General features: G+C 70.6%; 11 protein-coding genes and 1 pseudogene. 5 read left to right on the top strand and 7 right to left on the bottom strand.

The window, feature by feature from the left end; all coding sequences use genetic code 11:
• Nucleotides 1-75: 75 nt before the first annotated feature.
• From IPG72_14765 to IPG72_14745, 5 genes are all read left to right on the top strand, one after another.
• On the top strand, nucleotides 76-3,480 hold the full coding sequence (locus IPG72_14765) for a VWA domain-containing protein (protein ID MBK6770241.1): 3,405 nt from the start codon (nucleotides 76-78) through the stop codon (nucleotides 3,478-3,480).
• 8 nt (nucleotides 3,481-3,488) lie between these two features.
• The gene (locus tag IPG72_14760) at nucleotides 3,489-4,484 is read left to right on the top strand and encodes an alpha/beta hydrolase (GenBank protein ID MBK6770240.1); all 996 of its coding nucleotides are present in this window, start codon (nucleotides 3,489-3,491) and stop codon (nucleotides 4,482-4,484) included.
• An 18-nt stretch (nucleotides 4,485-4,502) separates the two neighbouring features.
• The gene (locus tag IPG72_14755; GenBank protein ID MBK6770239.1) at nucleotides 4,503-5,147 is read left to right on the top strand and encodes a hypothetical protein; all 645 of its coding nucleotides are present in this window, start codon (nucleotides 4,503-4,505) and stop codon (nucleotides 5,145-5,147) included.
• 127 nt (nucleotides 5,148-5,274) lie between these two features.
• Nucleotides 5,275-10,860, top strand: a complete 5,586-nt coding sequence (locus tag IPG72_14750) for a VCBS repeat-containing protein (protein MBK6770238.1) — start codon at nucleotides 5,275-5,277, stop codon at nucleotides 10,858-10,860.
• Between the two features lie 21 nt (nucleotides 10,861-10,881).
• Nucleotides 10,882-11,811 carry a hypothetical protein gene (locus IPG72_14745; protein ID MBK6770237.1) on the top strand — a complete coding sequence of 310 codons (930 nt, stop codon included), beginning with the start codon at nucleotides 10,882-10,884 and terminating at the stop codon, nucleotides 11,809-11,811.
• 134 nt (nucleotides 11,812-11,945) lie between these two features.
• Here the strand turns inward: IPG72_14745 and IPG72_14740 are convergent, their stop codons facing one another.
• The 7 genes and pseudogenes from IPG72_14740 to IPG72_14710 form a co-directional block, all read right to left on the bottom strand.
• Nucleotides 11,946-12,962, bottom strand: a complete 1,017-nt coding sequence (locus IPG72_14740) for a polysaccharide deacetylase family protein (GenBank protein ID MBK6770236.1) — start codon at nucleotides 12,960-12,962, stop codon at nucleotides 11,946-11,948.
• Between the two features lie 225 nt (nucleotides 12,963-13,187).
• A pseudogene (locus IPG72_14735) lies at nucleotides 13,188-13,818 on the bottom strand (response regulator transcription factor).
• Nucleotides 13,796-14,644: a sensor histidine kinase gene (locus IPG72_14730; protein ID MBK6770235.1), complete on the bottom strand. Its 849-nt coding sequence runs from the start codon at nucleotides 14,642-14,644 to the stop codon at nucleotides 13,796-13,798. The pseudogene IPG72_14735 and the gene IPG72_14730 overlap by 23 nt, the downstream one beginning before the upstream one ends.
• 69 nt (nucleotides 14,645-14,713) lie before the next feature.
• A complete protein-coding gene (locus tag IPG72_14725; GenBank protein ID MBK6770234.1) occupies nucleotides 14,714-15,826 on the bottom strand; it encodes a HAMP domain-containing protein in 1,113 nt (370 codons plus the stop codon).
• A 24-nt stretch (nucleotides 15,827-15,850) separates the two neighbouring features.
• Nucleotides 15,851-16,426 carry a response regulator transcription factor gene (locus tag IPG72_14720; GenBank protein MBK6770233.1) on the bottom strand — a complete coding sequence of 192 codons (576 nt, stop codon included), beginning with the start codon at nucleotides 16,424-16,426 and terminating at the stop codon, nucleotides 15,851-15,853.
• Between the two features lie 124 nt (nucleotides 16,427-16,550).
• Nucleotides 16,551-16,991, bottom strand: a complete 441-nt coding sequence (locus IPG72_14715) for a CsbD family protein (GenBank protein MBK6770232.1) — start codon at nucleotides 16,989-16,991, stop codon at nucleotides 16,551-16,553.
• A gap of 181 nt (nucleotides 16,992-17,172) precedes the next feature.
• The gene (locus IPG72_14710; protein MBK6770231.1) at nucleotides 17,173-18,954 is read right to left on the bottom strand and encodes a ribonuclease J; all 1,782 of its coding nucleotides are present in this window, start codon (nucleotides 18,952-18,954) and stop codon (nucleotides 17,173-17,175) included.
• Nucleotides 18,955-18,995 lie beyond the last annotated feature (41 nt).

Below are 18,995 nucleotides of genomic sequence, written 5' to 3'. Positions count from 1 at the left end.
CAGCGGCGGCTGACGATCCGCTATCCTTGGCGTTCGGAACGGACCCCCCGCGCGACATGTGAGGACGTCGAAGCCATGCCAACCACCAATCGCCTCACGACCTCGATCCTGGCACTCTCGGCGCTTCTCCTGTGCGCGGACGCCGATCGCCCCGCCCCCGCCCAAGCCCAACCCCAACCCACCGCCTTCACCCTCGCCGCCACCTGGCGAAGCGCCGCCATCCCCCTCCCCCCCGGCGTCTGGCGCCGCGCACACGGCGTGGACTACGGCGCCGACGGGCGGGTGTACGTCGTCGATGCGGCCGAGCGGACGGTGTCGGTCATCGACACGGCGGATCAGCCGCAGGCCTTGGGCGACGCGGCCGGCGCCGGCCTCGTGGCGCCGACGTACATCGCGGTGGACAGCGTGCGCGGGCGGATCTACGTCAGCGACGCGGGCGCGGGCGGCATCGTCGTCCTCGATCCGGCCGGCGTGAAGCAGGCACTGTGGCCCGTGCCGTCTGCCGCCGGCGTGGCGACGCTGCCCGACGGGACGGGCATCGCCGTCGGGTCGAGCGAGGACGGGACGGTGCGGATCCTGAACGCCGACGGGACGCAGCGCGCTGCCTGGCCGAGCCAGGCGACGACGGAGCGCGGCGACGTGCTGCGCGGAATCGACGTGGATGCGGGATCGCGGGTCCACGTCCTCGACGGGCGGAACGGCGACGTCCGGACGTTCACGCTGACCGGCGTTCGCCAGGACAGCGTCGACCTCCGGCTGCCGCCGGGCGTGGAGGCCAACGACGTCGTGTTCGCCGGCTACGGCGGGGCGACGAGCGACCAGCGGTTCCTGGCCGCCACGTCCGTCGGCATCGTCCTGCTGTCCGTCGGCAGCCAGTGGAACATCATCCCGCGCGGCGACCTGTTCGGCATCGCGTTCGACGCTGCGCGCGGCATCGTGGCCACGCAGCCGGGCCGGAACGGCGAGGGCTCCTATCTCTATCGCTGGCTGCCGGGCGCGGACCGGCCGGCCTCGCCCGAGCGCACGTGGGGCGAGCTCGCAGCCCGCCCGGGCACGTTCGAGGGTCCGATGCAGGTAGGAGTCGGCGCGGACGGACGGCTCGTGATCCTCGACCGGCAGTGGCGCATCCAGCGTTTCGCGCCGGACGGCGCCGTGGTCGATCAGAAGAGCAAACCATGGTTGATGCACGCGCCCGTCGCGGTCACCGCGGACGACGCCGGGATGCTGTTCGTCAGCAGCGGCGGCACGCTGGCCGCCTACGATCCGGCGACGGGCCTCGTGTGGCAGGCGCAGGTCGGCGGCGGCGCCGGGCACGCCGTCGCGCTTGCGATCGGGCCCGCGCCGCGCCACGACGTCGTCGCGCTCGACACGCTGAACGACGCCGTCGAGCTGTTCGATCGGGCGACGGGCCGCGTCGTGAACACGCGCCCGCTGCCGCCGGCGGCGGTCGAGCGCGCGCTGTGGGGTGACCTCGACATGGACGCGGCCGGCAACGCGTACGCGCTCGACCGCGTGAACGGGACCGTCGCCGTACTCCCGCTCGGTGCCGCCGGCGGGGCGGCCCGCACCGTCGCCTTGCCGCCGCGTACGCGCCGCTTGGCGGTGACACCCGACGGCCAGGCGCTGTACGCCCTCGACCGCGACGGCTGGGTCCACCGTTTCGACACGGCCGGCGCGCGCACGGGCTCGTTCGACGCCGCGCGGTTCGACATCGCGCCGGCGTCGCTGCCCTCGGACGTGGCGGTCGACGGGGCGGGGCGGATCTTCGTGACGGATCAAGCGGCCGATGTCGTCTCGGTCTGGCGCGTGGACGCCGCGGCGACGCCGCAGTCGCCGCCCGATGGCGGGGCGGAGTGCCGGGCGGTGCCGGGCAAGACGGCCGATCCGGCCGCGGTGCGGTTGGGCGACGCCGTCGACGTGCGGTTGACGGTGCGCGGGGGGTGCGGCTCGCGCGCCGCGCCAACGCCGCTGGACATCCTGCTCGTGCTCGACCGCTCCGGATCGATGGAGGGCGAGCGATTGCGGCTCCTGAAAGAGGCCGCAGCGTCGTTCATCGCCGAGGTCGACTACACGACCGGTCGGGTCGGGGTCGTGAGCTTCAACGACACGGCCGCACTCGACGCGCCGCTGTCGGCGCAGGCCGGCCCGCCGCGCGACGCCGTGCGGAACCTGCAGGCGACCGGCAACACGCTGATCAGCGTCGGGCTGGCGCGCGCGCGGCAGGAATTCCAGCAGCGCGGCCGCGCGGATGCACGCAAGGTGATCGTCCTGTTCTCCGACGGGATCGAGGACCGGGAGGAAGGGAATCGGACGCTGCAGGAGGCCGATCAGCTCAAGCGCACGTTCGGTGTCGAGATCTTCACGGTGGCGATCGGCGGCGCGAGCACGCTCATGCGCTCCGCCGCCACGGACGCCGCCCACGCCTTCGTCGCGGACGACGCGCGCTTCCTGTACGCCATCTTCGAGGCCATCGCCGGCCGCGTCACGACCGCCGTCCTGTTCAAGACGATCACCGTGACCGACCGCCTCCCGCCCGACATGCGCCTCGTCGCCGGCTCGATCGTGCCGCCGGCGACCGTCCAGGGCGATACGCTGCGCTGGACGTTGACCGACGTCCCGATCGCCGGCCTCGGCCTGCGCTACCGCGTCGAACCGCTGGAGTGCGGCGAGGCCCCGACGAACATCGCGGCGTTCGCCGAGTACACGGACGGCTACGGCCGCGCGGGCCGGCTGGACTTCCCGGTACCGCGCGTCACGGTGAACTGCGGCCCGCCGACCGTCCAGCCGACCTCGACCGCCACCCCGTCGCCCACGTCGACCGTCACCGCGACGCCGTCGACGACGCCGACGCCCACCGCGACGCGCCGGCCCGAGCCGATCTACCTGCCGATCGGCATGCGCGAGCGCTGCATCCCCGGCGAGCGCCATGCCGACGTCGCGCTGGCCGTCGACGCCTCGTCGTCCATGGTCGGCGCCAAGATCGCCGCAGCGCGGCAGGCGGCGCGGCTGTTCGTCAGCCTGCTCGATCTGCCGCACGACCAAGTGGCGCTGGTCGCCTTCGATGAGAACGCCCGCCTTGCGGCACCGCTCGGCAGCACCGTCGATCAGCTGAACCGCACGCTCGATGGCCTGGCCACCGGCAGCGGCACGCGGATCGACCGCGGCCTCGAAGTGGCGCAGGCCGAGCTGTTCGGCCCGCGCCACAAGGCCGGCAACACGCGCGTCGTCGTCCTCCTGACGGACGGCCGCCAGCCGGACGAGTCGCGGACGATCGAGCTGGCGGCCGAACTGCGCGCCCAGGACGTCGTCCTGTACGCGATCGGCCTCGGCACGGACGTCGACCTGCCGTTCCTCGTTCGGATCACCGGCGACCCGTCGCGGGCACGCCAGGCGCCTTCGACCACGGAGTTGGCGGCGATCTATCGACAGGTGGCTGGCGAAGTGCCGTGTCCGCCGTCCGCATTCTGGGGAGGCCGATGATGGCTGTCATGAGCATTGGCGACGGCGTTCGGGCCGGCGATTGGTCGTTCGATTCGCTCGCAGGCGAGCCGACGCCGTCGTTCGACGAAGCGATCGGCGACGACGAAGGCGTGGCCGTCTCGGCGGGCGCGGCGGACGAGACGGATCCACCGTGGCTGCACATCGCCCACGCCAACGGCTACCCGCCGCAGTGCTATCGCTCGCTGGCCGAGGCCCTGGCAGACAGCTGCCGCGTCGTCGGCCTCCGCACGCGTCCGATGACGGCCGGCATCGCCGCCGCCGCCGCGCTGGCGAACTGGCATCCGATGGCCGACGACCTCGTCGCGGCGCTCGATGTGCTGGCGGCGGCGGAGCAGACGGGTCCGATCGTCGGCCTCGGCCACTCCCTCGGCGGCGTGCTGACGCTGTACGCGGCGGTGGCGCGGCCGGACCTGTTCGCGTCCGTCGTCCTGATCGACCCGGTCTTCCTGATGCCGAGCGACGTCGAGGGTGCGGCCGACGAGGCGGACGAGGGCGACGACGGCCCGAGCCCGCGCGCGGCGTTGGTGCGAGGGGCGGTCGGGCGAAGAACGACGTGGGACAGCGTCGAGGATGCGTTCGATCACTTCCGCACGAAGCCGGTCTTCGCGCGCTTCGACGATGCCGCTCTGCGGGCGTACGTCCACGGGTCGACGATGGGTACTGGGCGTCAGCGCGGCGCCATGAGCGGCGCGTCGGACGCATCGCGCACGCTGTCGATCCCGCGCGAATGGGAAGCCCAGATCTACCGCACCCCACCGACCGACGTCTGGGACGTCCTCCCGCGCCTCACCGTCCCGACGCTGGCGATCCGCGGCGCGCTGAGCGATACACTGTCGCCCGCGGCGTGGCAGCGCTGGCAGGCGCTCCAGCCGGCGGCGACGTTCGTCGAGCTCCCGGGCGTCGGGCACCTGCTGCCGTTCGAGGCGCCGGGGGCGGTGGCGGACGCGATTCGCGCATTCGACGACGAGATACGACTTCACTGAAGCCGAGGAGATAGGGCAATGGCACAGTCCGGCGACGCCGGCGCACCCGGCTTTCGTGCGACGCTCCTGAAGGTGGCGTGGCTGTCGATCCTGCTTGGCCTGGGCGTCCAGGCGCTCTCCATGGTCGTGGCGCTCGGCCACGGGAACGCACTCGTGCCGGACAAGGCCGTGGCCGACGCGCTGAGCCGCGTCTCGTGGGCCACGCTGGTGTGCGTCGGGGTGGCGGCGGGGATGACGGCCTCGGGCGGCGCGCCGGCGGCGTCGGGGCTGGCGGGGCTCGTGGCGGCGCCGATCGCGTTCGGGACGGCCAAGGGCGTCCAGCAGAGCGTGGGCACGATGCTGGGCGTCGGTGCGGCGGGCAACGTGGCGGTGGCGACGCTGGCCGTGATCGCGGCGATCAAGGCGGTGGAGTACGGCTGCCTCGGGCTGGCCGTCGGGTGGGTCGAGCGGCAGCGCTGGGGCGGGCTGGCGGCGTATCTCGGCATCGGGCTGTGCATCGGCCTCGTGTTCGGCAGCGCGATCTGGGCGGTCTCGCCCGCCGCGGCGATCAAGCCTGCCTCGGCGGCACTGATGACGTGGGCCGTCAACGAGGTGCTGTTCCCGGCGGGGTGCGCCGCCGTGCTGTTCGGCAGCAACGTCATCGGGAAGCGGCTGGCGGGCTGAGGGTGTCCGCGCCGGCGCCGGCGCCGGCGATATCTGCGGCATCCTGGGCCGTCCGCCGCAGGCGTCGCGACGGCCGCTGACGATATATGATGTCGCCTTCGCCCACGACCCCCGGACGTTGCACGCCATGTCCCGATCCCACGACGATCTCCAAGCCGCTCCGCCGCGGCCCCGCCGCCGCGCCTCGCATGCCGCCGCCCTGGCCGCCGTGGCGCTCGTCGCCATCGGCCTCGTCGGCTGCACGAAGCGCAAGGCCGAGCCCGCGCCGCTGGACCCCGCCACGTACGACCGTGTCGTCGGCCTGTTCTACAGCGGCCTCGGCGCGCTCGACTCCGGCGTGCAGAACGACCTGGCGGCGGCGATGTTCACGACGATGACGCAGCTGGCGCCGGCCGAGCCGGCCGGGTGGGCGAACCTGGCGGTGGCGCGGCTGCGGATGGGCGACAACGACGCGGCGGCCACGGCGCTGGCCGAGGCGGACAAGGACGTCGACGACAGCCGGATCACGTTCCTCGGCGGGCTGATCGCCAGCCGCACCGGCAACGCGGAAGAGGCGCTGACGCTCTGGCGGGCGGCGATCGAGAACGACCCGGGCAACCTGCGGGCACAGTACGCGCTGATCCAGGAGCTCGCCCGCCAGGCGAGCCCCGAGGCCGAGGCCGAGATCCGCACCCACCTGGCCGCGATCCTGGCCGCCGACCCCGCCAACCTCAAGGCCCTCCTCGACACCGCCCGCGCCGCCGCCCGCGCCGGCGACGCCCCCGCCCTCGCCTCGGCCGTCGATGCGATCGCCGCGCGCACGGACGAACTCGTCGCCAGCGTCAGCGCCGACCAGCGCCAGGTGGCCGCCGACCTGCCGGCGCTCATCGCCGAGCTGCAGGCCGCCGCCAAGGGCGACCCGAAGGCGCTCGCCTCGCAGCTGGCGATGCTCGACAACCTCTCCCGCGCCACCGAGGTCTTCCGCGTCGACCTGGCCAAGCTGACGTCGAGCGATCAGGTGATCGGCGAGCCGATCACGGCGTTCATGGTGCTGCCGGTGCCGAGCGCGACGGCGGCGGAGGCGGATGGGACGGTGACGTTCGAGGAAAGGGTGTTGGAGGATGTGGATGCGGGTGGTGCCATTACCGCGACGGGCGCAATCTCCGCTACCGCGCCCTCGACGTCCACGGCGGCACGCTTGGCGCGTGTTCGGGCCATGGCCGTCACGGCGGAGGCGGATGCACCATGGGCCGTGTGGACGGTCATGCCGTACGCTCCGATCGTGCTCAAAGCCGCCGATCTGATCGAACTGCCCGTGGACGACGACATTCTCGTCATTGATGCCGAGCTGTTGGACTTTGACAACGATCGCCTGCCAGACCTGGCCGTAATCGGCCTGACCGGACTCCGGCTCTGGCGACAGGCAGCGCCGGGGCGGTTCGAGGACGTCACGGCGTCCACCGGATTGAGCGATGCGGTTACCGGAGATGCATATTCGTCGCTGCTTCCGATCGATGTCGAGTTGGACGGAGATCTAGATCTCGTGCTGACGCTGTCCCGTGCGTCGGACATTGGTCCTGACCCGCTTCGCAACGTGGTCCTTCAGAACAACGGCGAAGGGACCTGGAACGCCGTTGCCGACGGGCAGTTCGACGGGCTGATCCCCGTCGCTTGGTTAGACATCGACCAGGATGGCGTGAACGACATCGTGGGAACGAGGACGTCGCTCGGCAGTGTGACAGCCGGCAACCTCGGGGTGTTCCGCAATCTTCGGGGCGGTCGTTTCGAGCGCCTCGGCGCCGGGCACGACAGTGATCTCGAAGTGGGGCAGGTGGCTGTGGCGGACATGGATCGGGACGGACGCATCGACGTCGTTGCGGCGGATAGCCAGGGGTTGGTGCTGCTCTCGGCGCCATCGACGAGCGAAGCCACCTGGGCTGTGGCGAGGATCACCGGTACAGCGAACATTCCGACGCCAAGTCCGGGTTGGCCCGTAATCGACGTGTTCAGTGCCGATCTCGACAACAACGGCGCCATCGACCTTCTGGCATCGACGAGTGCGACGAGCCAGGCTTGGCTTGGCGGCGCAACGCCGGCCGATTGGACTCCGGTTGCGCTCCCTGCGGGCTTCCGACTTACGGACGTCGCCGACATCGACAACGACCACCGCATCGACCTCCTCGGCGTGAACGTCGCCGGCCGGCCCGTCGTCCTGATGAACCAGGGCGGTCAGAAGGCCTACCACGCCGTGACGCTCCAGGCGCGCGCCGTGGAGGCCGCCGACCAGCGGATCAACAGCTTCGCCGTTGGCGGGGCGGTCGAGGCGCGGAGCGGGCGGTTGACGCAGAAGGTGCCGATCGACGGGCCGTTCATCCACATCGGCCTTGGGGATCGGACGACGGCGGAGCTTGTGCGGTTCACGTGGCCGAACGGGACGATCCAGCCGGAGTTCGACGTTGCGGTGGACACGCCGATCGTCGTCGAGCAGCGGCTGAAGGGGTCGTGCCCTTGGCTGTATGCCTGGGACGGGACGGCGATGGCGTTCGTCACGGACGTCCTCTGGAAGTCGCCGCTGGGCCTCCGGCTGAACGCGCAGGACACGGCCGGCGTCGTGACGACGCAGGACTGGGTGAAAGTGCGCGGGATCAGCCGCGGCCAAGGATGGCATGCTCGACCTGCGCGTAACCGGCGAGCTCTGGGAGACGCACTACTGGGACTGGTTCGGCCTCATCGCCGTCGACCACGCGCCCGATGTCGAGGTCTGGGTCGACGAGCGGTTCGTCGTTCCGCCCGCGCCGCTGACCGTGCAGCCGACCGGCCCGGTGCAGGCCGTCGCGGCCGCCGTCGATCACCGCGGTCGCGACGTGACGGACCTCGTCGCCGACCGCGACAACCTCTACCTCGACACGTTCGCCCTCGGCAGGTACCAGGGGCTGGCGGAAGACCACTGGGTCGAGCTCGCGATCGACCCGGCATCCGTCGGCGGCGACCTCGCGAACGCCGTCGTCATCGCCCAAGGCTGGCTCTACCCCACGGACAGCTCGATCAACGTCGCGCTCGGGCAGGGCACGGGGCCGAAGCCGCAGGCTCTGTCGCTCGAGACCCTCGACGGCCAGGGCGGCTGGACCGTCGTCGAGCCGTTCATCGGCTTCCCGGCCGGCAAGGGCAAGACGATGCTGATCGACCTCGGCAAGCTCGCCGAGGCGCCGCGCGACGCGGACGGGTTCGTCCGGCTGCGGCTCCGCAACAGCATGGAGATCTACTGGGACCGCCTCGGCGTCGCCCGGCGGCTTCCGGCCGACGTCGCGACCGTGACGACCGCGACGCTCCGCTCGGCCGTCATGGGCCACCACGGCTTCTCGATGACGAACCAGTACGCCCGCGGCGTCCAAGGCCCCGGCGCCTCGCCCCGCAGCCAGCCCGACACGCCGGACTACAACCGGATCGCCTCGACCGTCCCGATCTGGCTCGACCTGGCCGGCTGGTACACCCGCTACGGCCCCGTCGAGCCCCTGCTCTCCGCGGTCGACGACCGCTACGTCATCGTCAACGCCGGCGACGAGGTTCGCCTGGTGTTCGACGACGTCGCGCCGTCCGCCGCTGGTGCGGCAATGGTGCGCGACTACGTCTTCCAGAGCGACGGCTGGAACAAGGACGGCGACTTCAACACGGCCTACTCCGCCACCGTCCACCCGCTGCCGTCGCACGACAACCCGAAGTACGTCGATCAGCAGGTGTACGGCGCCACCGGGGCGCTGGCCGACGACCCCGTCTATCGCGCGAACGCGAACGACTGGGCGACGTACCACACGCGCTACGTCTCGCCGCTGCCGGTGCAGCGGGCGTTGTGGGGGGAGGATCGATGAACGCATCGGGATCCAAGGTCGCCGGTGCCGGGGGCAAGAGCCGGGGGGACTTGATCGGCCGCATCGCGCTCGGCGCCGGCTTCATCGGCCTGCTCGCCCTCACCGCCTTTCTCGCGAACCGCTCCGACGGCGGCGGCGCGGGCGGCGACGGCGGCCCGGCCGGCGGCGACCGGTCGGCGGCGCTGGAGCGCCACGGCTTCCATCTGGCCGAGGTCTCGGGCGCGGCCGGCATCTCGTTCACACACACCGCGCCCAGGTTCGATGCCCAGCTCGACCACATCATGCCGCAGATGGCGGCCATGGGCGCCGCGGTCAGCATCGTCGACGTCGACGACGACGGCTGGCAGGACCTGTACGTCACGAACAGCGGCGAGGGCAGCCGGAACGCGCTCTACCGCAACAAGGGCGACGGCACGTTCGAGGACATCGCGGCGGCGGCGGGCCTGGCCGACGTGAACCGGGACGGCACCGGCGTCTCGGCCGGCGCGGTGTGGGGGGACTACGACAACGACGGCGACCGGGACGTCTTCCTCTACAAGTGGGGGCGCTCCGAGCTGTTCGAGAACGTGACGGAAGGGGCCGGCGTCCGCTTCCAGCCCGTCGGCGAAGCGGCGGCGCTGCCCGCGTGGGCGAACATCAACAGCGCCACGTGGCTGGACTACGACAACGACGGCGTGCTCGACCTGTTCTTCGCCGGCTACTATGCCGAGGATGTCGACCTCTGGCACCTGCAGTCGACGAAGATGATGCCCGAGAGCTTCGAGTACGCCGAGAACGGCGGGCGGCGCTACCTCTACCGCAACCTGGGCGGCGGGCGATTCGAGGACGTCACGGCCGCGGCGGGCATCGACAGCCGCCGCTGGTCGCTGGCCGTCGCCGCGGCCGACCTGCGCGGGGTCGGGCGGCAGGACATCGTCATCGCCAACGACTACGGCGTCAGCGAGTACTGGCTGAACGAGGGCAACGGGCACTTCACGAACATCGGCAAGGAGAGCGGCATCGGCTTCCGGCCCAAGAGCGGGATGAACGTGGCCTTCGGCGACGTCTTCAACGACGGCCGGCAGAGCATCTACATCTCGAACATCTCCGAGGAAGGCGTGCTGCTGCAGGGCAACAACCTCTGGGTGCCCGAGGCCGACGCGCCCACCGACTCCCCCAGGTTCGAGAACCTGGCCAGCTCGCTCGGCGTCGAGCTCGGCGGCTGGAGCTTCGGGGCGCAGTTCGCCGACCTGAACAACGACGGCCACCAGGACCTGTTCCTGACGAACGGCTTCGTCAGCCTGAACCCGAGCAAGAGCTACTGGTACGACTACTCCAAGATCGCCGGCGGCAACACGACGATCATCTCCGACGCCGCCAACTGGCCGCCGATGTCCGACAAGAGCCTCGCCGGCGCCCAGCCCAAGCGCGTCTGGCTGAACGACGGCGCGGGCGGGTTCGTGGAGGTGGCGCAGGTCGTCGGCGTGACGGAGACGTACGACGGGCGGGCCGTCGCCGTCGCCGATCTCTGGAACCGCGGCGTTCAAGATGTCGTCGTGGCGCACCAGCGCGGGCCGCTGCTCGTCTACAAGAACGAGGTCGCACCCGATCGGCACTGGATCGGCTTTGCGCTGACCGGGGCGGGCAAGGTGAACCGCGACGCCGTCGGCGCCCGGGTGCGGCTGCGCTGGGGCGGACAGGAGCAGGTGCAGAGCGTGCTGAGCGCGTCCGGGTTCTGCGCCCAGAACGCCCGCCAGCTACACTTCGGCCTCGGCAGCGCGGCCCAGGTCGACGAGGCGATCATCGAGTGGCCGGACGGGACGGAGCAGACTCTCGCCGCGCCGGCCGTGGACACGGTGCACGACGTGACGGCCGGAAACGGGCCATGATCACCGATCAGGAGTGACGAGATGTCGACCACGCCGCAGACCCTGCCGGCGCCGCCGGCCGTGCCGCAGAGCCACTGGCTGGCGATGCCGATCGACAAGCGCTACCTGCCGCCGCTGCTGATCACGCTGATCCTGATCGCCGGCAACGCGCTGTTCCGCGGCCTCGAGGGCATGGACAAGACGCTGCTCTCGATCGCCACGTGCATCGGCGCCGAGGTCGTGCTGTCCAAGTTGATCCGCAAGCAGTGGCCGCACGCCGCCAGCGCTTACATCAGCGGGATCAGCATCGGCATGCTGCTGCGCTCGCCGTACTACTGGCCGTACATCCTGTGCGCGCTGATCACGATCGGCTCGAAGTACGTCATCCGGTACCGCGGCCGCCACATCTGGAACCCGTCGAACTTCGGCATCGCGATGATGGTCATCCTGGCCCACAACGCCGTGGCGACGCTCTCGATCCAGTGGGACAACAAGCTCTACGTGATGCTCGTCATCTGGACCGCGGGCGCGATCATCATCGGCCGCCTGAAGCGCTTCCACATCTGCCTGACGTACGTCCTGTCCTTCCTGGCGTTCGCCTTCCTCCGCCACCTGATCACCGGCGACCCCTACCTGGCCGAGATCGCGCCGATCACCGGCCCGATGTACCAGCTCTTCACGTTCTTCATGATCACCGACCCGCCGACGACCGTGAAGGGCAAGGTCCCGCAGATGTTCGTCGCGTTCCTCGTCGCCGCCATGGAGTTCGTCCTGCGGACGATCGGCGGCCTGGACGTGGCCTGGGGCGCGGTGGGGCAGTGGGTGCAGCTGGTGAGCGTCCACGCGCCGTACTTCGCGCTGTTCACAGTGGGGCCGATCGCGCTGGTGACGCAGATGGTGTGGCTGGGGCGAAGGGGCGGGGCGGGGGCGGCCGGTGGGGCGGCGCCGGTGGCGGCGGGCGGGGCGGCGTGAGGGGTGGCGGCCGGTCCTGGGTATGTCCAGCGGCTGGCAATAGGCAGGGATGGCGCGGAGTCATAGGTAGGATCATGCGGCAGTGTCGTGCGGTCTGTGCCTGAATCGGCAGCGAACTGCGCCACGATGCGAGCCTAGCGTGACCCCCTCCCCGGCGCAACCGCCTCCCACCACCCCTCGGCCTCCCCCAGCCAAGCCCCCACGCACCCTTCGAACGCCGCCTTCGTGTCGCATCCCCCGCGCACCGCGATGCGCGGCAGCGCCAGCAGCGACTCGCCGGCCGCATATCCGTCGGGGTTCGCCGTGACCGCCGCCGTATACCCGGCCGCCGCCGCCGCCGCCAGCACGCGGCCGTCGAAGTTGCCGTACGGGTAGGCAAGAAGGCGCGGGCGCGTGCCGGTGCGGGCGGCGATGACGTCGGCCGAGGCCGTCAGCTCGTCCGCCAGGGCGGCGTCGGACAGGCCGAGCAGATCGCGGTGCGTGCGGGTGTGGGCCCCGATCGTCATGCCGCCCTCCGCCAGCGCCTTGACGTGACCCCAGGTCAGCGAGCCGATCCAGCCGGCCTCCACGGGCTCGGTCGTGATGAAGAACGTCGCCGTCACGCCGTGCCGCTGCAGGATCGGCAGCGCGATGTCGAACTGGTCGCGCCAACCGTCGTCGAACGTCAGCACGACGGCCTTCGGCGGCAGCGGCGTGCCGAGAGCGAGGGCATCGACGACGGCGTCGAGGGCGACGACCGTCCAGCCGTCGCGCTCGAGGGCGGTGAGGTGCAGCTCGAGCGCGGCCGGCGAAACCGTCGTCTCCCGCAGGGCCGACGTTGCCGGAACGTCGGCGGTGACGTGGTGGTAGAGCAGGATCGGCACCGGCGCGCGGCGGATGCCGTTCGGGTCGGGCGGAAGGACGATCTTCGCAAGCGAACGCCCGGACCGCACGGCGCCGCTGTGGACCGCGAGGGCCGCGGTCGGTACGTCGGATGTGGATCGCGGCCGCCATTCGGGCTCGGTCGATGCCGATGTCGCCACGTCCGGCACCGGCGAAGGCGGCGGGGACGGGATCGGCCGGTGGGCGATCGTCACGAGCATGAGTACGGTGGTGGCGAGCGCCGCGGTGCGCAGTGGGACGGCACCGGAGCGGGGGTGGGTCGGGGACATCGTCAGGCCTCCGCCGCCACGGCCTGTGGTTCGTCACCCCGGGCGCGATGTGGTGGGGTGCGGGGCTTGACCGAAGCGCGGTGTCAGCCTAACCGCAATCTGCAGGGCCGTGGGGCCGATTCACCGCCGCGCCACCGCCGCGCAACCGTCGCGCAGCGGTCGAAACCGTCGCACGGCGCGCGAAACCGTCGCCTGGCAGGCGGAACCGTCGCCGACCGGCGTCGACTACCCCAGCCCGTGATCGATCACATACCGCACGACATCCGCGTTCGTCCGCAGGCCCATCTTCTCCAGCATCCGGCTGCGGTACGTGCTCACCGTCTTCACGCTCAGCCCGAGCTCCGCCGCCAGCTCCCCGACCGCCTTGCCCTGGCCGAGCCCGACGAGCACGGTGAACTCGCGGTTGGACAGTGATTCGTGCGGCGTGGAGCTGGCGTTGCCGAGTGCCACGTCGGCCAGCGACTCGGCGACGGCGGCGCTGACGTACTTGCCGCCGCCCAGCACCCGTTTCAGCGCGTCGACAAGCTCGGTGGAGGCGCTGTCCTTGCTGACGTAGCCGGAGGCGCCGCTCTTGAGGGCCCGCATCGCGTACTGGGACTCGGCGTGCATGCTGAGGATCAGGACGGGCATTGCCGGGCGCAGCGCCTTGATCTCGGGGAGCAGGTCGAGCCCGCTGCGGTCGGGCAGCGAGATGTCGAGGACCATCACGTCCCAGACCGCCTCCCTGACCTGCCGCATCGCCTCGTCGGCCGTGGCCGCCTCACCGATCTCCCAGCCGCCGGCCTCGTCCGCGAATCGTCCGTTCGAGACCGCGCCGGAAGATCGCGTGGTCGTCAGCGATCAGCACCCTCGTCATGCGGGTCCTCCTCCGTCTCCAAGGTGTCCGGGGTTTCGAGCGGCAGGACGAGCGTCAATACGGTGCCGCGGCCGTGTTCGCCGACGACGGTCACGCGCCCGCCGAGCTGGCGCGCCCGCTCGCGGATGCCGAGCAGGCCCAGCGCGTGCGGGCCCGACTGCTCCTCGCTTGTGATCCCGCGCCCGTCGTCGCGGACGACGAGGGTGAGGTGCGATCCGTCCGTCGCCAACCGCACGTCCACCGCGCTCGCCGCCGCGTGGCGGGCGATGTTCGTCAGCGCTTCGTTGAGGATCCGATATGCCGCCGTGGCGACCGCCGGCGAGATCGCGCTCTCGTCGACGTCCGTGGCGAGCTGATGGCGGATGCCGGATCGCTGCCCGAAGTCCTCGAGCTGCCACTCGACCGCAGCGGCCAGGCCGAAGTCGTCCAGCAGGCTCGGGCGGAGGTCGAGGGCGATGCGCCGGGCCATGCGGACGGTGTCGTCGACGAGTTCGATGGCCGACGACAGGCTGGCCTGGGCGCCCTCGACATCGGACCGCTCCAGCCGGCGGCGCGTGGTCGTGAGGTCCATCTTCAGGCCGGTCAACGCCTGGCCGATCTGATCGTGCACCTCGCGGGACAACCGCTTTCGCTCCCGCTCGGCGATCTCCAGCAGCTCGCGCGACAGCCGTCGCAACTCCGTGCGCGAGGCGCGCAGCCGCTCGTTCGTGAGCTCGAGGGCCGCCGATCGGCGTGCCACGCGGTACTCGAGCTCGGCGTTCATCGACTCGAGGTCGCGCTCGTGCGCCTGAGCTGTGTCCGCCACTTCGTCGGGGGGGATCGGCATCAGGCTGGCTTCTGCATCATGCTCCGCATTATAGACCGCCGGGTTGATCGTCGACCCAACGATCGCTCGTCACGGTGCTGCGCCTCGACTGGTCGGATGCTCGATCGGCAGGGTGAGCGTCAGCGTCGTCCCGTGATCGCCGCCGCTCCGTCCCACGATCGCGAGCGTTCCCCCCAGTTGCAGCGTCCGCTCGCGCATCCCGACCAGGCCGAGCGAACGCTGTGCAGCCCGATCCTGGTCGGTGATGCCGCGGCCGTCGTCGCGGACCGTCAGCGTGAAGTCCGTCGTCGTCGTCGCCAATTGGACGTCGACCTTCGACGCATTCGCATGCCGGGTGATGTTCGTCAGCGCCTCTTCCAGAATGCGATAGGCCGCCGTTCCGAGCTGGGGTCGGATGACGCTCTCGTCCACTTTGGCCGTCAGCTGATAGGGGATCCCGGTGCGGCGCCCGAACTCCTCCATCTGCCACTCGGCCGCCGGCATCAGGCCGCAGTCGTCGAGCAGGCTCGGGCGGAGGTTCAGCGCGATCCGGCGCGCCAATTGCACCGTGTCGTCGACGGTCTCGATCGCCGCTGCCAGACGCTTGTTCGCCCCGGCCACGTCGTCCGCAGCCAGGCGACGACGCGCCGCGGCGACATCCATCTTGATGCCCGTCAGCGCCTGACCGATCTGGTCGTGTACCTCGCGGGACAATCGCAGCCGCTCCAGCTCCACTACCTCGAGCAGCTCGTGCGACAAGCGCCGCAGCTCGGCCTGCGACGCGCTCAGCTCGCCGTTCGCACGCTCGAGCGCCGCGGACCGATGCGCAACGCGCTCCTCGAGATCGGCGTTAAGCGCCTCGAGTTCACGCTCACGCGTCCGGAGAGCCTCAGCCAGCTCGTCGAACGAGCGCGCCATCTCCCCGATCTCGCTGCGATCCCGGAGCGCAGCGCGCGCCGTCGAATCGCCTTCGCGCAGCCGCCGCGCGGCCGACACGACGCGCTCGGCCGGTTGCGAGATGATCGAGCCCGTGCTGACCCAGGCGAGGGCGAGGGCCACTATGCCCCCACCCACCAGTCCGAGGACGCTCGACGGACCGCGCCCGATACTCGTCGGCGCGACGGCGACGACCATCACGAAGAACGACAGGAGCGCCAGGAAGACGACCGCTAGAACGCGTGCGCGCAGACTGCCATACATCATTCCGACCGCCTCGACATGCTTGGGCTAGCCAACGATCGACGAGCCCCGGTCGCGCCATTGGGCGACCAGGCTTTCGATGGTAGGGAGCAGCTCGTCCAATTCGGTTGACTTGTCGAGGAAGGCGTCCGCACCGAGATGGTTGGCCTGATGGGCATACGGTGCCGACGACAGGTTCGTCAGGACGATGGCGCCCGTGAGCGGCGCGAACCGCTTGATCTCCCTGAGCACGTCGAGCCCGTTGCGCATCGTCGCATCGCCCGGCACGCGGATGTCGAGCACGACGACCTGGGGCTTGTGCTGCCGGGCCAACGCCACGGCGGTCGGTGCATCGCCGGCTTCGAGAACGACGTCGATTCCGTCGACCGTGCGGATCAACTCGACCAGACGCTGCCGCAGGAGCAGCCCGTCCTCGAGGATCAACACGACGATGGGTTCGGTCGCGACAGACATGGTGACAAGCCCGGGGGTGGCGACCGCACGATGGATGGACGGCCACGGTGAGGAGGCACTTGGCTGTGCGTGCGACGTCATGCGCACAACGGTGCGGAGCCAGGGCTGATCGCCCTGGCTCCGCACGCTGCAAATACCGACGTCGGACACGGTTGGGAGGCCATTGAGCGCACAGAACCTGTGTTCAACGGACCTCGCGCACCGAGGCCGGACGGGACAAATACGAGGCAAATGGCATGTGTCGAAACGCGTTGCATCGACGGCCGCCGCGTGACTAGCGGTCTCGAAGCTCGGGGCGGGCGTCCTTGTTGGTGGTCGGGTCGATGACGCGCGCCGCCTTCGCCGCCGCCTCGCTTGCCGCGGCAGCACCGGTGGCTGCCGCGCCGCGTACGGCATCGGCGGCGTTGCCGGCAGCGCCGCGCACGGCGTCAACGGTGCTCGCCGCGGCACCGCGCACGTGCTCCGCAGCGTTTGCCGCTCGGCCGCGAACGACGTCGGCGGTGTTCGCCGTTCCGTTGGCGGTGCGCTCGGTGAACGCTGTCCACTCCTGGGCGGCCTGTTCGCGCGTGTAGCCGTAGCGCTTCTGGATGGCGCCGGTCAACTGCTCCACGTTGCCTTCGGCGACAAGCAGGTCATCGTCGGTCAGCTTGCCGAACGCTTCCTTGACCTGGCCGCGCATCTGCTTCCAGTCGCCCTTGATCATGTCTGAGTTCATCGTTCATCTCCCTTGGTGCTCGACGGGAGCCCCCAGCCATTGCGGGGGCCGTGACGGCGTCGGTGCCATGAACGGGGGGGATGCCATGGGGGGCCGCGCGTCTCAACGAGCATAAGGGAGGGCGCGGCCGGCCGGAAGCGGCCGGCCGCGCGGGTTCGTGTAGGACTAGGCCGACAACGCCTCAGACCTCGATGACGATCGGCAGCACGATCGGCCGCCGCCCGGTCCGGTCCTGGACGAACCCGGACAGCGAGTTCTTCACCCGCTCCGCCAGCTCCGCCGTCGCCCCGCCGCGCGTCGCGCCGGCACCGCCGCCCTCATCGGCCGCTTCGCGGTCTTGGTCCCCGTCACGGCCACGGTCGAAGTCGCGGCCCCTGTCACGACGTCCGCCGGACGACGTGCTCTGGGCCGGCACACCGTCCGCGGCGCGGTCGACGACGCCGGCGACGTGCTTGACGAGTTCCTCGATCAGCTCCGCCGAGTTCTTGTAGATGACGAAGCCGCGGGTCACGATCTCGGGATCGGCGACCAAGCGGCGCGTCGTCCGGTCGACGACGATGATCGGGGTCACGAAGCCGCTGCTCGCCAGCTGGCGGCGATCCCGCAGGATCGCTTCGGTGACGGTGCCGACGCTCTTGCCGTCCACATAGATGTACTCGCCGTTCGCCACCCGGGTAACCTTGCGCGCACCTTTGCCGTCAAACTCGACGGCGTCGCCGCTCTCGAGGATGAAGATGTCCTCGTCCGCCATCCCGAGGTCCTTGGCCATCCGGCCGTGCAGGCAGAGCATGCGGTGCTCCCCGCCGTTCGGGATGAAGTAGCGCGGCGCGACGATCTTCAGCATGAGCTTCTGCTCTTCGCGGTTTGCGTGGCCGGAGACGTGCACCGGTGACAGGGCCGAGTACAGGACGTCGGCGCCGTGACGGAAGAGCTCGTTCAGCGTGCGGTGGACGAGTTCCTCGTTGCCCGGGATGGGGGTGGCGGAGAGGACGACGGTGTCGCCCTTGATCAGGCTGACGTCGCGGTGATTGTCGTTGGCCATCCGCACGAGCGCGCTCGTCGGCTCGCCCTGCGTGCCCGTGCAGACGATCGCGACCTCGTCCAGCGGCAGCTTTTCGAGATCCCGCAAGGAGACGATCAGGCCCGGCTCGGCCTTCAGGTAGCCGAGCTCGAGGGCCATCCGGCAGTTGTTCTCCATCGACCGGCCGACAAGCGCCACCTTGCGCCCGAACTCGGCGGCCACGTTCAGCGTCTCCTGGACGCGGCTGATGTTGCTGGCGAACGTGCTGATGATGATCCGCCCCGGCGCGCGCTCGAACACGCGCTCGAGCGTCTCGCGGACGATCGCCTCGGAGGGCGTATGGCCGGGCCGCTCGGCGTTCGTGCTGTCGCTGAGGAGCGCCAGCACGCCGCGCTGGCCGTATTCGGCCAAGCGGTGGATGTCCGTCGTCTCGCCGTTGACGGGCGTGAGGTCGAACTTGTACTCGGCCGTGTGGACGATCAGCCCGAGTGGCGTGTCGACGGCGAAGCCGACGGTGTCGGGGATGCTGTGGCTGACGCGGAACGGCTCGACATGGAACGGGCCGATGTCGATGACGTCCTCGGTCGTGATCGTGTGGATCTCGGCCATGGCCAGCAGGCCGTGCTCTTTCAGCTTGACCTCGATGAGGCCGCGCGTCAGGGCGGTGGCGTAGATGGGCGCCGGGACGTGGGGCAGGACGAACGGCAGCGCGCCGTGGTGATCCTCGTGGCCATGGGTGATGAAGTAGGCCAGGACCTTGTCGACGTGGTCCTGGAGGTAGGTGAAGTTGGGGAGGATGAGGTCGACCCCGGGCATGTCGCTTTCAGGGAACATGAGCCCGCAGTCGATGATGATGATCTGTTCGTCGTACTCGATGGCCGTCAGGTTGCGGCCGACCTCGCCGAAGCCCCCGAGGGGGATGATGCGCAGTTTGGCGCTCAAGTGTGTCTGTCCTTAGGTTCAGGTTGTTGCGACGGCGTCGC

It is taken from the genome of Candidatus Avedoeria danica (genome assembly GCA_016703025.1).
GTDB lineage: Bacteria > Chloroflexota > Anaerolineae > Epilineales > Epilineaceae > Avedoeria > Avedoeria danica.
This window is presented reverse-complemented; position numbering and strand designations above follow the sequence as displayed.